This is a genomic window from Pseudomonas sp. S2_H01 (assembly GCF_054668305.1).
The window spans coordinates 3,843,204-3,857,341 of sequence record NZ_CP162756.1; the positions used below are offsets into that span (position 1 = coordinate 3,843,204).

Sequence of the window (14,138 nt, forward strand, 5' to 3'; positions counted from 1 at the left end):
GCGCCAAACCTGTAGGAGCGCGCTTGCCCGCGATAGCGTCCGATCAGTCACCCTCTCAGGCACAGACACATGGCTATCGCGGGCAAGCGCGCTCTTACAGGGTCAGCAGTTGCCAAACGTCACGAGTTCGGCGGGACATCCGGGCGCTAGGTGTTATTTCAAATTGCCACTCAAGAACTGCTGCAACCGCTCGCTCTTCGGGTTACCCAGCACGTCGTCGGGATGGCCGATCTCTTCAATCTGTCCCTGGTGCAGGAACACCACCTGGTTGGCGACCTTGCGGGCGAAGCCCATCTCGTGGGTCACGAGAATCATCGTGCGGCCTTCTTCGGCAAGGCCTTGAATCACTTTCAACACTTCACCCACCAGCTCCGGGTCGAGTGCCGACGTCGGTTCGTCGAACAGCATGATCTCCGGCTCCATCGCCAACGCGCGAGCAATCGCCACGCGCTGCTGCTGACCGCCGGACAGGAATGCCGGGTATTGATCGGCAACACGTGCCGGCAGGCCGACCTTTTCCAAGTATTTGCGCGCGCGGTCTTCGGCTTCGGCCTTGGAAACACCCAGCACGCGGCGCGGCGCCATGGTGATGTTTTCCAGCACCGTCATGTGGCTCCACAGGTTGAAGTGCTGGAACACCATGGCCAGGCGTGTACGGATGCGCTGCAGTTCAGCCGGATCGGCGACACGCATGCCGGTTGCATCGCTGACCATGCGAACCGGCTGGCCGTCCAGGCTCATGGCGCCGTCGTTGGGTTGTTCGAGGAAGTTGATGCAGCGCAGGAAAGTACTCTTGCCCGAGCCGCTGGCGCCGATCAGGCAGATCACGTCACCGACGTTGGCCTTGAGCGACACGCCTTTGAGCACCTCGTGTTCACCGTAGCTTTTGTGCAGGCCATCGATGGTCAGTTTGTACATGACGGGCAATCCTTAAGGAGAAAGTAAGTAGCCGCTGCGGTAGGCTTCGGTGCCGGCGACATGGGCGATGACCATGCCGGCAGTCGCCATGCGTCGCAAAGAGCGGGCGTACATAAGGCCGGCGTAGGCCGCGTGGATCGGGGTCACCGCGTCGCTGATCGGGTCGATGACCTCAGCGATCAGTTGCCCGGCCTCAACGTATTCGCCTGGCAGTGTGCAGAACACCAGCAGGCCGCCGACAGGCGTGGCAACCGGTTCGACCGCCGCCAGTGGCGTCGCCGGATAAATCAGTTCGGGTTGCGCCACCGGCTCACCGGCAATGGCGCCGTACTGCATCAGGTAACTGATGATGGCCTGGCAATCGCGGCTGCCGAGGGCGTGACACACATCGCCTTGACCGCGTAATTCCAGCGTCACCGAAAAGCTGCCCAGTGGAAGGGGAAAGTGGTTCTCGAAGCGCTGCTGTAATTGCCACCAGACGAGCGTGAAGCACTCATCGAACGACTGGCCACCGGAGTCCGTCGCCAGCAGGCTGGCTTGCGCACCGAGGTAGCGCGACAGCGGCTCGACCTGCGGCCAGGCCTCTGGCGTGGTGTACAGGTGTTCCACGGATTCGAAATCGCAATGCAGGTCGAGCACCATGTCGGCCTCACAGGCCAGACGTTGCAGGGTCAGGCGTTGCGATTCCAGCTGAGTGGTGCCGACGCAACCCTCCAGCGCGGCACGCAGACTTTTGCGAATCAGCGCGACGTTGTGCTGCGCGTCGTCGGTCAGCAACGGCTCGACTTCATCGCCCACGTGCTGGCTGAGATCGACGAACCGGCGGTTGAAGTTTTGCCCGCTTTCCAGCTCGTAACGTCCGAGTGGAATGTCCATCAGCACCTGTTCCAGGCCAATGGGATTGGCCACGGGAACAACGACGATTTCGCCCAGCAGCTGGCCGGCTTTTTCAAGCTCTGCCAGACGTTGTTTCAGGTACCAGCTGACCAGCATGCCGGGGAGTTCATCAGCATGCAGGGAGGACTGAATGTAGATTTTGCAGGCGCCGTTTTCCGGGCCGTAGTGAAAGCTGTGGATCTGCCGCGCGGTGCCTGGCACCGGCGCCAGCAAATCATGAGTCTGGTGTCGCATGGGCAGGTCCTAGTGAGACGGGCCGAGGAAGGCCAGCCAGCGGCGTTCGGCCAAACGGAACAGGCCCACCAATATGAAGGTGACCGTGAGGTAGATCAGCGCGGCGATGCCGAACGACTGGAACGTCAGGAAGGTGGCCGAGTTCGCATCGCGGGCAACTTTGAGGATGTCCGGCACGGTGGCGGTGAAGGCCACGGTGGTCGAGTGCAGCATCAGGATCACTTCGTTGCTGTAGTAAGGCAGCGACCGGCGCAGGGCCGACGGCATGATGACGTAGGTGTACAGGCGCCAGCCGGTCAGGCCGTAAGCCTTCGCCGCTTCGACTTCGCCGTGATTCATGCTGCGAATCGCGCCGGCGAAGATCTCGGTGGTGTAGGCGCAGGTGTTGAGGGCGAACGCCAGAATGGTGCAGTTCATCGCGTCGCGGAAGAACGAGTTGAGCAGCGGCTGATCGCGCACGACTTCCAGGCTGTAAATGCCGGTGTAGCAGATCAGCAACTGGATATAGAGCGGCGTGCCCCGGAACAGATAGGTGTAGAACTGCACCGGCCAGCGAACCAGCGGGTTGCGCGAGACGCGGGCAATGGACAGCGGAATGGAAGCGATGAAGCCGATGGCAATGGACGCGCTGAGCAGCCACAGGGTCATGGCCAGGCCAGTGATGTTCTGCCCGTCCGTATAAAGGAAGGCGCGCCAGTATTCTTCAAGCAATTCGATCATCGTTGAGCCTCCCGGCTGCCTGCGGCGTAACGCCGTTCAGCCCAGCGCAGGGCAAAGTTGGAGACGCTGGTAATGACCAGATAGATCAAGGCGGCGAGCACCAGGAAATAGAACAGCTGATAGGTGCTTTTGCCTGCATCTTGAGACGCTTTGACCAGGTCGGCCAGACCGATGATCGACACCAGCGCCGTGGCCTTGAGCACCACTTGCCAGTTGTTGCCGATGCCGGGAAGGGCAAAGCGCATCATCTGCGGGAACACCACGAAACGGAAGCGCTGAGCACGGCTCAAGCCATAGGCGGTGGCGGCTTCGACCTGGCCACGCGGCACCGCGAGGATCGCGCCGCGGAAGGTTTCGGTGAAGTACGCGCCGTAGATGAAGCCCAGCGTAATGACACCGGCGGCGAAGGGATCGATTTCGATGTAGTCCCATTCCATCGCTTCGGTGAAGCTGGTGAGCCAGGTCTGCAGGCTGTAGAAAATCAGCAGCATCAGCACAAGGTCCGGTACGCCACGAATCAGCGTGGTGTAGACCTGTGCCGGGATACGCAGGATCGCGGCTTTGGACAGTTTGGCACTGGCGCCCAGCAGGCCAAGCACGATGGCCAGCAGCAGCGACATTACCGATAATTTGACGGTCATCCAGGTGCCCTGAAGCAGCAACGGGCCGAAGCCCTTGAGGCTGAACGCGGACAGTCCCAGGTTTTGCAGGAGAGTTTCGAACATGTGGAACCTATACAGTCAATAAAAACGCCCATCGATTCAGAGGGGGATTCGGATGACCCCTGAGTCGACGGGCGTTAGTTTACTTATTTACCGCTGTACAGATTCAGATCGCCGAAGTGCTTCTTCTGGATCTCGGCGTATTTGCCGTCATCGTGTAACGCTTTGATACCTTTATCCAAAAGCGCTTTCAGGTCTTTGTTACCTTTCGAGATGCCGACTGCAGTTTTGGCTGGCAGCAGTGGATCGTCGATTGGCTTGCTGACTTCGTAGCCAGCACCTTGTGGCGATTTCAGGAAGCCCAGTTCGGCTTGCAGCATGTCTTGTACGGAAGCGTCCAGACGACCGGACACCAGGTCGGCGTAAACCTGATCCTGGTTGGCGTAGGCCTGGGTTTTCACGCCAGCCTTGTCCAGGATGGCCTTGGCGTAGGCTTCCTGAATGGTGCCTTGCTCGTAGCCAACGGTTTTGCCTTTGAGCGAAGCGACGTCAGCGCTCAGACCGGAGCCTTTCTTGTAAACCAGCGAAGTCGGGCCGGAGAACAGTTCGCTGGAGAAGTCGATGACTTTCTCGCGAGCCGGGGTCACGGTCATGGAGGAGATCACGCCGTCGAACTTGTTGGCTTTCAGGCCGGGGATCATGCCGTCGAAATCGCTTTCGACCCATTTGCACTTGACCTTCAATTCTGCACAGATCGCGTTGCCCAGATCGATGTCGAAGCCGACCAGGCTACCGTCAGCGGCTTTCGATTCGAATGGAGCGTACGAAGGATCGACGCCGAAACGCAGCTCCTTGTATTCCTTGGCCATTGCGTTGCCAGCGGCCAGACAGATGGCGAGTGCGGAAAGGGTCAGCCATGCTTTTTTCATCGTTCAGTCCTTAAAACCAAATTGAGCGTTGGGAACACGCGAAGGCTTGCTACCGGCAGGTGCCAGACCGCAAAAAGATAGCAATTTCCGAACCAAAGAGACGAACGTGCGTTTTAAATGTACGGAGTTGTCGCAATGATGACTTTGAGCCATCTCTTGTCTTTTTTCAGTGCGCCGGAGGCAGTGGGAGAGTAGCCGAAACGGCCGGTCAGAGTGCGTAAAAATTGAAGGAACGCGCTTGCCCGCGCATGGGCGTTGCAGCGGTAGGAACATTCGAAACACTTTAGATGACTTTGACCCCCAGGCACTGGGGGCTGACACGCCCTTACTCAGCGCAGTGCGCGTGACCCAAAAGGGGTTTGAGCACCAAAGTGGTGCTCAAGACAACAGATCCTGCAACGTCGCCAGGCTGTCCGCTTCGGCCACAGGCTTGTCCTGTCGCCATCTGAGCATTCTGGGAAACCTCACCGCGATCCCGCTTTTGTGGCGTTTGGACAGGGCAATGCCTTCGAATCCCAGCTCGAAAACGAGGGTGGGGGTAACACTTCGCACCGGGCCGAATTTCTCGACCGTGGTCTTGCGCACGATTGCATCGACTTTGCGCATTTCTTCGTCGGTCAGGCCCGAATAGGCCTTGGCGAAAGGCACCAGCGTGCGTTCACTGGACTGCGGCGGGCCATCCCAGACCGCGAAGGTGTAGTCGCTGTAGAGGCTGGCGCGACGGCCATGGCCGCGCTGGGCATAAATCAGCACGGCGTCGACGCTGAACGGGTCCATCTTCCATTTCCACCACACGCCCATGTCCTTGGTCCGGCCGACCCCGTACATCGAATCTCGGGCCTTGAGCATCATGCCTTCAACCCCGAGGCTGCGGGAGGCTTCACGTTGTTTGCCGAGGTCGAGCCAGTCTTTGCCACTCAGGACTGGCGAGGGCATCAACACTGGGCTCTGCGCGCCGACGATCACGTGCTCCAGTTGTGCACGCCGCTCATGCTGGGGTTTGCTGCGCCAGTCGTGACCTTGCCATTCCAGCAGGTCATAGGCGAGGACGACCACGGGGACGTCCTCAAGGATTTTCTTGCCGATGGTTTTGCGACCGATGCGTTGCTGTAACAAGGCAAAGGGCTGTACGGAGGGCGTGGGTTCTTGGGTCGCTTGCGGCGCAGGGGTGCTGAGCGCGAAATCATTCGGGCTGGTGCCCGGCTGATCGGCAGGCGCCTTCCAGACCACAATCTCGCCGTCGATCACGGTCCCATCTGGCAGGCACTGGACGAGGGCCTGCAATTCGGGGAAACGATCGGTGACCAGTTCCTCGCCTCTGGACCAGATCCACAGCCGACCTTCACGCTTGACGACCTGCGCACGAATCCCGTCCCACTTCCATTCCACCTGCCAGTTCTCGGCAGGGCCGAGCAGGTTGTCGAACTGATCGACCGGCTGCTGCAGCGCGTGGGCGAGAAAGAACGGGTAGGGCTGACCGCCCCGTTGCGCGTGCTCGTCCTCGGACTCTTCGGCGATCAGCTTCAGGTAGCCCTCGGCGCTAGGGCGATGGGACAGATCGGTGTAGCCCACCAGGCGCTGCGCCACACGCTTGCTGTCGATGTCCGCCAAGGCTGCCAGGGCGCGGGTGACCAGCAGTTTCGATACGCCGACACGGAAACTGCCGGTGATCAATTTCAGGCACACCATCAGACTCTGGCGATCCAGCTGTGCCCAAAACGTCGGCAGCCGTTCGAGGAGTTCTTCGGGCGGCAGGCCGCGCAAGGGCAGCAGGTTGTTTTCCATCCAGCTGGCCAGGCCTTCGTCAGAACTGTGTTCGGCTTGAGGGAGCAGCAGCGACAGGGTTTCTGCCAGGTCGCCCACCGCTTGGTAACTTTCTTCGAACAGCCACTCGGGCAGCCCGGACAGCATCATCGCCTGCTCACGGAGCAAGCGCGTCGGCACCAGTTGCCTCGGGCGCCCGCCGGACAGGAAATACACCGCCCAGGCCGCATCTTCCGGCGCCGCGTGGGCGAAATAGTGCTGCATGGCGGCAAGCTTGGCGTTGCTGGACGTCGTGGCATCCAGCAGGGCATACAGTTCGGCGAAGGCCTTCATGCGCAGGCCTCTTGAGCGGTGTCGGGCTTGGCAGGCGCGTCGTCTTCCTCGTCGCCGTATTCGGTGGTGAAGCCTTGCGCATCCAGACCTTTTTCACGCAGGTAACGCACCAGAACGGCGACTGAACCGTGGGTCACCATCACCCGTTCGGCCCCGGTGTTTTCGATGGCCCACAACAGGCCCGGCCAGTCGGCGTGGTCAGACAGCGCAAAACCGCGATCCACTCCACGGCGCCGGCGCGTGCCGCGCAGCATCATCCAGCCGCTGGCGAAGGCGTCGCTGAAATCGCCGAAACGACGCATCCAGGTGCTGCCGCCCGCGGAGGGCGGTGCGACGATCAACGCCTGACGCAGGGCCGGGTCGGTCTTTTTGAAGTCGCCTGCGTAGTGGGTTTCGGGAATCCGTACCCCGGCTTCGCGGTAGACCCGATTGAGCGGTTCGACGGCACCGTGAACCAGAATCGGTCCGATGCTCGGGTCGATGCCGTGGAGGATGCGTTGTGCTTTGCCAAATGAGTAGGCGAACAACACGCTGGCCTTGCCGGCGGCCGCGTTGGCGCGCCACCAGTCGTTGATGCCGGTGAAGATTTCCGACTGCGGCTGCCAGCGGTAGATCGGCAGGCCGAAGGTGGATTCGGTGATGAAGGTATGGCAACGCACCGGTTCAAAGGGCGCGCAGGTGCCGTCGGGTTCGACTTTGTAGTCGCCGGACGCGACCCAGACTTCGCCCTGGTACTCCAGACGAACCTGTGCCGAACCGAGCACGTGACCCGCGGGGTGAAGGCTGAGCTTTACGCCGTGGTGGGTGATGGATTCGCCGTACTCGAGGGTCTGCAGGTTGATGTCCTGGCCCAGTCGGGCACGCAGAATGCCTTCGCCGGGGGCGGCCGCGAGGTAGTGCTCATTGCCGGTGCGCGCGTGGTCGCCATGGCCATGGGTGATGACCGATCGTTCGACCGGGCGCCACGGGTCGATATAAAAATCGCCGGGCGGGCAGTAGAGGCCTTCGGGGCGGGCGATGACGAGGTCCATGGGGTGACCGGATTGAGGGGCTTGTCAGGTAGAGCGGTTGGGCGGGTGGAAGTTCGGGGTTTTTGGCTGGCTTCTGGTTTTGGCCTGCGTTGATGTGCGGGCATCCGAGCATCGGAGCGGCGCTACAGGTTCTGCCTAATGGCAGAAGCGTTACGTCTTCGGCAGGTTACTTGGTGTTGGTACGGCATTCCGGCTTTCAAGTAACCCGCCGAAGGCGGAACAGGTCTGGCGTTAGCCAGAACACATATAAAGCGCCGACACAAATAACGGGCTAGACCCAAAGCCCAGCGCCGACACCCAACCCCTACCGCAAAAGCGCTATTTACCGGGCGTCAACGTCAACCGCTGCTTCCCGTACACCTTCTCAAAGTTCTCCGGCTGCATCGGCACCGACATGTACTGCCCCTTCACCCAAGGCTCGATCCCGTCGGCAAAGTGCGGGCTCGCCGGGTTACCCGATTGCCCCGCAGCGTTCTGCGCCATCATCGGCTCCTGTTGAGCGAAGTCGACGATCATGCGCATCGCGGGAATCACCGCCGCGTTGAAGTCCTGGCCCCAATGGAAGCCCGATGCATTCAACGTCGTGTGATCACCGCCATCGGCCATCGGGCCTTTGATCACGCTGGCTTTGCTGCCGCCGATCGCTGCCGTCAACTGAGCGCTTTGCGATGTCCACGTGTACTGATGCAGCTTGCCCCATTGCCACGCCTTGTGATCAGCGCCCAACTGACTTTCCCCCGCGCTGATCGCAGCGGCCAGACTGCGCGCCAGAATCGCTGGCTTGTCTTCTTTCTGCGGGGTTTTGACGTCATCCCAATACGGACTGTCCTCGCGCCCCAGTAAGTGATCAGCCTGTGGCGAGTAGGACAGGTCAGCGGTCTGGACCAGCGCTTTCCATGCCGGGCTGCTTTCCGGACCCAGCTCATCGAGGAATATCTGTTTGGTGCTTTCCTGCAGGAACAGCTCATAAATCGCGGCGTCGGACGAGACCGGCGACAACCGGCCGTCGAATGCCATCAGACGACTCAATGCCTCGCGCGCCTTGTCCCTGTCCGCAGGCGCGAGCGCATCGATCGCTTGCTTCAGCGGTTTGGACATGCCCGGCGCTTCGAACATCTTTTTGAGCTTCGCCGCGAACGTCGTGGTCTGGTCGTATTGCATGCTGATCGTGCTGCGCGTGTCCTGCTTGCCGGTGTTGGCCAACTCGGCGATCCGCTCGGCGCGTTCCGGGTAGTCCCAAGAATTGGACAACTGCATCCCGTAACCCTTCGGTACGGTGCGCTGGTTGGCAGTGGCGATCCAGCCCTGTTGCGGGTCTTGATCATACGGGTGCAGCATGGCGTCGGCGTAACCGTCCCAATCGAAACGGCTTTCCCAGCCCGGCGATGGAATCAGGCCCAGGCCTTCGCGGCGGTTCGGGTAACGGCCGGTGACCTGCCACCCGGTGTTCGAGGCGTCGGCGAACACGATGTTCAGGTTAATCGCGCGGATTTCCCGTGTGTTATCAAAGGCCCGCTCAACGTTCTGTGCCCGGGTCAGGTCGAACAACGCATCCAGGGTTTTGTCGTCCTTGGCGTCTGGCATTTGCAGGGCAACGCCCAGACCGCTGGCGAGTTGCGCCGAACTGGCATTGAGCAAAGGCCCGTGACGGGTTTCATACGCAGGCTCGCGCACCGGCGACTGACCTTTGACAAAATACGTTTCTTCGTGGGCTCCGGCCGCAACCCATTTGCCGTCGACCATGACCATCAGGCGATTGTTTTCGCGCTTGAGTTTTTCCAGGAACAGGTCCTGGTTGTCGCCCATCGCCGGGCCCATGCCCCAGGCCAGCTTGCCGTTGAAGCCGGACAGCACCAGTGGCAGACCCGCGACGGTGGCCCCGGCCGCCTGGTATTTCGGCGAGCGGATCTGCACGAAATTCCACATGGACGGCAAGGTGGCGGGCAGTTGGCTGTCGGTGGCCAGCAGACTTTTGCCCGCGCGAGCACGTTGCGGTGAAATCACCCAGTTGTTGGAGGCCGAAACGCCCAACAGGTTGAGGTCCGAGAGTTGCAGCGCCGCCTTGTCCAGATCACTCAGCCCCGGCATCTGGCTGCCCAGGTTCAACCCCTTGAGCTTGTCGGCCTCCGCGAACGGCAGCGCTTCATCGGGGTAGGTCGGCAGCAGCCAGGCGAGCTTGTCGGCCCCGACTTTCTGCGCCAGCACCAGTGAGGAGATTTCTTCCTGCAAGTTTACCGACAGGCTGAAGTTGAGCAGACTGAAAATCAGCGCCGAGTCCTCGGGCTTCCAGTATTCGGGCTTGTAACCCGCGTCGGCGAGGTCGGAGGGCAACTTGTCGCGATAGCGGAACAGGTAGGCGTTGACGCCCCGTGCATACACCTCGAAGAAACGCTTCAAGCGCGGCGATGACGCGTTGTACAGGTCGCTCGCGTTCTGCTTGAGCTGGGCGGCGCGCATCATGCGGTCCAGATCCAGCGCTCCCGGTCCTGCGATTTCCGACAGGCGGCCCTGCGCCAACAGGCGCATTTGCACCATTTGCGAGATGCGATCGCTGGCGTGGACGTAACCCAGGGTGAAGAGTGCGTCGTGAAAGGTGCTGCTTTCAATGAGCGGCATGCCCAGGTTATTGCGGCGCACCGACACGTTCTGCGCCAGGCCCTTGATCGCGAAGACCCCGCTGGTTGGCGGCAGGTTGTCACGGTCTTCACCGCCGAGCTGGCAGCCGGCGAGGCTCAACAGGCCCATCATGGCGGCGGCAGTACTGAGTCGCGTCTTCAGGGGTGAGAGGGCTGGCGAGGCCATGATGGAGCTCCTGCGGGGGTAGGCGTTGGAAACGCGCTACGTTAGAGAGCAGGCAGGCGCCACGCAAGCGGGGGAGGGAGTTTATTTCAGGATTTTTCATGGTCTTCGAGTGACCGCGCAAAACACTGTGGGAGCGAATTCATTCGCGAGAGGCCGGTACAGACGATGCCGATGCATTGCCGTGCCAATCTTTCGCGAATGAATTCGCTCCCACAGGTTAAATCGTGCCTGTACTTACGCGCCGTGGCACTTCTTGAATTTCTTCTCGCTGCCGCAGGGGCAAGGGTCGTTGCGACCTACGTCCTTGAGCGCGTTACGGACCGGCTCTTGAGGTTCGTGGTTGCAGTGCGGGCCATGCACGTGGCCGTGGTCGTGATGATGCTCGTGGTGGTCATGATCGTGGTCGCAATCAGGGCCGTGCACGTGGGCTTGCTGGTTCATGGAGCTACTCCGGAATTAAATCGCCAGGGATTATCTCGCCGTTGCGCTGAATACGCACGCTGTGTCCAAACAAAAATCCGGTCTTGAGCTTGCCTTCCAGCCGGTAATGAATAGGCTGATCGGACTTTCTGAGCATCTTCGAAATGTCTTTCAGGTGTTCCCAGAGGTTGGTGCGCACCGGCACCGAGAAGTTTTTGTGGCCGTGCGCTTCGACAATGAACCAGTCACTGTGCTCGCCCTCGGTGAGCAGCAGGTCGTTGAGCAGAATCTTGTAACGCAGGCCTCTGACCAGCACGCTCGAGTCATTGGGATTGTCGACGCGAAAGCGAAGCTTGAAGTCCTGGCGCAGCAACTTGGCCTTGACCACATCGACCTTGAGCAGCTTGACTTCCGGGTCTTGCTCGCCACCGGTGATCAGGCTCGAGCAGCCGGATAGCCCAAATATCACGCAGAGGCAAAGCAGTTTGATGACGCGTAACTGAAACACTATTCGTTCACTCCCTGTCAGTCTGCAGTCTAGCAAGCACGTTGCTGGCCTTAGCCTGGCACCGACTGATTGTGGGCCGCTCGCTGTTCCCTAGAGCCTGCGCCATACTCATGCCATGTGTCGAAGGAGTATTGACCCATGAAGATGTACGAAATTGTTTTTTCCGGCCAATTGGTACCTGGCGCACAACTGGACCGGGTCCAGGCGAACCTGGCCAAGCTGTTTCAGGCGGACGCACAACGCATCGCGCTGCTGTTCTCCGGACGGCGTCTGGTGCTGAAAAACAACCTGGATCAGGCTGCGGCAGAAAAATACCGCTCCACCCTGGAGCGCGCAGGCGCTAAGGCTGATGTGGTAGAGATGCCGGGCCAGATGGACGTTCCCGCGCCCGCCGAGATGGAGGTCGAGGAAGTCGAGCTTGCCCCGCCGCCTGACGAACCGACCTGGACGAGAAAAACGTCCTCTTTAGTGCCGGGACCGGGCAGCGTCGCCAAGCCTGAGCACAGATCCAGGCTCGAACCCAGAGACGTCTATATGGCGGCCTTCGTCGATGTCCAGGCGCCGGATTTTACGCTTTCAGCGCTGGGCAAAGACGTGCAGGACCCGAAAGCACCGCCCGTTCCACCTCGACTGGACCTTTCAGGCCTCAGCCTGGCGCCGGCGGGCAGCGACATGGGGCAGAAGACGGAAGTCGAACATGTGCTGCTGCCGGACATCTCGCATTTAAAGCTGGCGTGATCGTCCGGCGCGCGCTGATCTGACGCTCAAGCCATGTAGGCAGCACAGCATTTCTTGAACTTCTGCTCACTGCCACAAGGGCACGCGTCGTTACGCCCCGCCTTGAGCGGCACGGTCGGGTCGATGAAATACCAGCGGCCCTGGTTCTGAACGAACGCCGAGCGCTCCCGATGACTGTGCTCGCCCGTCGCGTCGTGCCAGCGCGCCGTGAATGTCACAAAAGCGTGCTCGGGCTTGCCGCCCAACAGCTCGGCGCTTTCCACCTCAAGACCGAGCCAGGTGCTCTGTGCACTCCACTGACTGATCGATGCTCGGTCCAGGCTGCTTTTTTGCACCGCAAGGGTCGTGTCCAGCAGGTAATCCACCAGGCCCAGCACATACGCGCTGTAACGTGAGCGCATCAAGGCTTCAGCGCTCGGCGCGGGCTGACCCGCGTGAAAACGGGCGCAGCAACCGTCCAGAAGATTGCCGCTGCCACAGGGACAAATTGCACTGCTCATGATGCGTGTCTCACCACCAGTACTTGCCAAAATTCTCCGGGTTGGCCCAAAACTTTGCGTTCAGCCAGTCCGGTACTTGTTTGTATTCGCGCAGGTCGTAAGTGAAGAGGGTCAGCACCTGTTCGTCCCGGGCGAAACGTTCACTGGCTTGCAGGGCCAGCGAATAGAAGTCGGTGGTCTGCCAACCGCAGGCCTTCATGTCGGCCAGCACGGCAATGCGGCTGGCATTGAGGTTGCGAATGCCACCCAGCAATTCCAGCCCCGCGCGCTTGGGCATGTGCTCCAGGCAATCGACCACCAGCGCCAGATCAAAACGCTGTCCTGCGAGTTCAGCCGGCAATGCGCCCGGCGCGGCCTGCGCTAGATGGGTGTCCGGGTGCGCTTCCTGAAACGCCTGCAGGGCAGGAAAACTGTCTGCGCCAATCAGCAGAAGACGTTTGGGCGCATACCGGTCGAGCAGGGCGGCGAGGGCCTGCTGCGGGGTGCGGGTGGAAAAACTGTCGGTCATCGAAATCCCTCATTGAGCTCGCAAGGTTAGCCTGCTGAAGGATCGTGGCCTAGTGCTTGAACTTTTTTAACGGTTGCCTGGACAAAGCGTACGGAGTGAAGGCAAAAGGCTATTTCTAGAAGAACACGCCAGACCGTGCACTGAAAAAGCCATAAAACCCCCTGTTTCCGGGTGGCAAATGGCCCCAACGGCGTCTTTACTCCATTTCAGTCGGTTTTAGCCGATACCAAAGGAGAAGAACTGTATGAGCATGATTCGGACAGCGTTACCTCTGATTTTGGTTACCAGTGTATTGACGGGCTGTGCCGGCTTGCAAAAGACCGACTGGCCACTGTGTGCTGCGGGCGGGGTTCTCACCGGTGCAGCGATAGGCGCGTTCCAGACCGCTTCGGTCGCAGCGGGTCTGGGCGGTGCGGTCGGTGTGATGGCGGGCGCTTACTGCTGGGCTCACGGTGATGGCGATGATGATGGCGATGGTGTGCTGAACAGCGTCGACAAGTGCCCGGATACACCGAAAGGCACCCCGGTGGATGCGACCGGTTGCCCACTCGTGACGCCAGCGCCAGAGCCTGCGGTGGCTCCGGTGGTGTTGCCAAAAGAAGAAGTCATTACCATCCGTGACGTGCACTTCGAGTTCAACAAGGCGACGCTCACTCCGAGCGACAAGCAGCAACTGGATATGGTTGCGACCAAACTGAAAACCGAAGCGCCTAACGTGCAGATGCATGTGAGTGGGCACACCGACAGCGTGGGCAGTGATGCCTACAACCAGAAACTGTCGGAGAAACGTGCGCATTCGGTGACGGATTACCTGGTCAGCGCCGGTATTGCTCGCAGTGCGTTTGTGTCGGTGGAAGGTGATGGTGAAGCGCGTCCCGTGGCGGATAACAAAACTGCCGAAGGCCGTGCTCTGAACCGCCGTGTGGAGATCAAGCTTAATCGCTGATTGAGTTCACGGTTCAATGTGTGAGAAAGCCCCGGCCATCGTGTCGGGGTTTTTTTTGGCGGGCATCAAAGGCAGATCAAGGCACAGCGCGCCTCGTCGGCGGTAACGCGTATCTGCGCAATCCCTAAACCCACGACTTTTATCCCCACCCTCTGGCATAGTCGCGCTCGTCGCCGTACTGTGCGCAAAGCTTTTCGCGGCACAGAAATAAAAAAATACCAGGGGCGT

Annotated in this window: 14 protein-coding genes; 2 read left to right on the top strand and 12 right to left on the bottom strand. The window is 60.4% G+C overall.

Annotated features, from left to right (window positions below):
* Positions 1-153 precede the first annotated feature (153 nt).
* The 10 genes from AB4N84_RS17195 to AB4N84_RS17240 form a co-directional block, all read right to left on the bottom strand.
* Positions 154-918, bottom strand: a complete 765-nt coding sequence (locus tag AB4N84_RS17195) for an ABC transporter ATP-binding protein (protein WP_074753133.1) — start codon at positions 916-918, stop codon at positions 154-156.
* Positions 919-930: 12 nt separating this feature from the next.
* Positions 931-2,049 carry a succinylglutamate desuccinylase/aspartoacylase family protein gene (locus AB4N84_RS17200; RefSeq protein WP_460042353.1) on the bottom strand — a complete coding sequence of 373 codons (1,119 nt, stop codon included), beginning with the start codon at positions 2,047-2,049 and terminating at the stop codon, positions 931-933.
* 9 nt (positions 2,050-2,058) lie between these two features.
* Positions 2,059-2,769 carry an ABC transporter permease gene (locus tag AB4N84_RS17205; RefSeq protein ID WP_460042354.1) on the bottom strand — a complete coding sequence of 237 codons (711 nt, stop codon included), beginning with the start codon at positions 2,767-2,769 and terminating at the stop codon, positions 2,059-2,061.
* The gene (locus AB4N84_RS17210; protein WP_074753130.1) at positions 2,766-3,494 is read right to left on the bottom strand and encodes an ABC transporter permease; all 729 of its coding nucleotides are present in this window, start codon (positions 3,492-3,494) and stop codon (positions 2,766-2,768) included. Before AB4N84_RS17210 ends, AB4N84_RS17205 begins: the two co-directional genes overlap by 4 nt.
* A gap of 83 nt (positions 3,495-3,577) precedes the next feature.
* Entirely contained in the window at positions 3,578-4,360 is a 783-nt protein-coding gene (locus tag AB4N84_RS17215) for a transporter substrate-binding domain-containing protein (protein ID WP_074753129.1), read from the bottom strand.
* Between the two features lie 378 nt (positions 4,361-4,738).
* Positions 4,739-6,457: an ATP-dependent DNA ligase gene (locus tag AB4N84_RS17220; protein ID WP_460042356.1), complete on the bottom strand. Its 1,719-nt coding sequence runs from the start codon at positions 6,455-6,457 to the stop codon at positions 4,739-4,741.
* Positions 6,454-7,488 carry a ligase-associated DNA damage response exonuclease gene (locus tag AB4N84_RS17225; protein ID WP_460042357.1) on the bottom strand — a complete coding sequence of 345 codons (1,035 nt, stop codon included), beginning with the start codon at positions 7,486-7,488 and terminating at the stop codon, positions 6,454-6,456. The genes AB4N84_RS17220 and AB4N84_RS17225 overlap by 4 nt, the downstream gene beginning before the upstream one ends.
* Before the next feature lie 318 nt (positions 7,489-7,806).
* Positions 7,807-10,290 carry a penicillin acylase family protein gene (locus AB4N84_RS17230; RefSeq protein ID WP_460042359.1) on the bottom strand — a complete coding sequence of 828 codons (2,484 nt, stop codon included), beginning with the start codon at positions 10,288-10,290 and terminating at the stop codon, positions 7,807-7,809.
* 234 nt (positions 10,291-10,524) lie between these two features.
* Complete coding sequence (locus AB4N84_RS17235; protein ID WP_074753125.1) at positions 10,525-10,731, bottom strand: SEC-C metal-binding domain-containing protein; 207 nt, start codon at positions 10,729-10,731, stop codon at positions 10,525-10,527.
* A 4-nt stretch (positions 10,732-10,735) separates the two neighbouring features.
* Positions 10,736-11,221 carry an LEA/WHy family protein gene (locus AB4N84_RS17240; protein WP_074753182.1) on the bottom strand — a complete coding sequence of 162 codons (486 nt, stop codon included), beginning with the start codon at positions 11,219-11,221 and terminating at the stop codon, positions 10,736-10,738.
* A 135-nt stretch (positions 11,222-11,356) separates the two neighbouring features.
* On the opposite strand from AB4N84_RS17240, the gene AB4N84_RS17245 reads away from it, so the two are divergent.
* Entirely contained in the window at positions 11,357-11,956 is a 600-nt protein-coding gene (locus AB4N84_RS17245) for a hypothetical protein (RefSeq protein ID WP_460042361.1), read from the top strand.
* A 26-nt stretch (positions 11,957-11,982) separates the two neighbouring features.
* Here AB4N84_RS17245 and AB4N84_RS17250 read toward each other — a convergent pair whose 3' ends face one another.
* Positions 11,983-12,456 carry a YchJ family protein gene (locus AB4N84_RS17250; RefSeq protein ID WP_460042363.1) on the bottom strand — a complete coding sequence of 158 codons (474 nt, stop codon included), beginning with the start codon at positions 12,454-12,456 and terminating at the stop codon, positions 11,983-11,985.
* 10 nt (positions 12,457-12,466) lie between these two features.
* Positions 12,467-12,964 carry a DUF6231 family protein gene (locus AB4N84_RS17255; RefSeq protein WP_074753122.1) on the bottom strand — a complete coding sequence of 166 codons (498 nt, stop codon included), beginning with the start codon at positions 12,962-12,964 and terminating at the stop codon, positions 12,467-12,469.
* A 244-nt stretch (positions 12,965-13,208) separates the two neighbouring features.
* Here AB4N84_RS17255 and AB4N84_RS17260 point away from each other — a divergent pair, with 244 nt between their 5' ends.
* Positions 13,209-13,910, top strand: a complete 702-nt coding sequence (locus AB4N84_RS17260) for an OmpA family protein (RefSeq protein WP_460042364.1) — start codon at positions 13,209-13,211, stop codon at positions 13,908-13,910.
* The last annotated feature ends 228 nt before the right edge of the window (positions 13,911-14,138 follow it).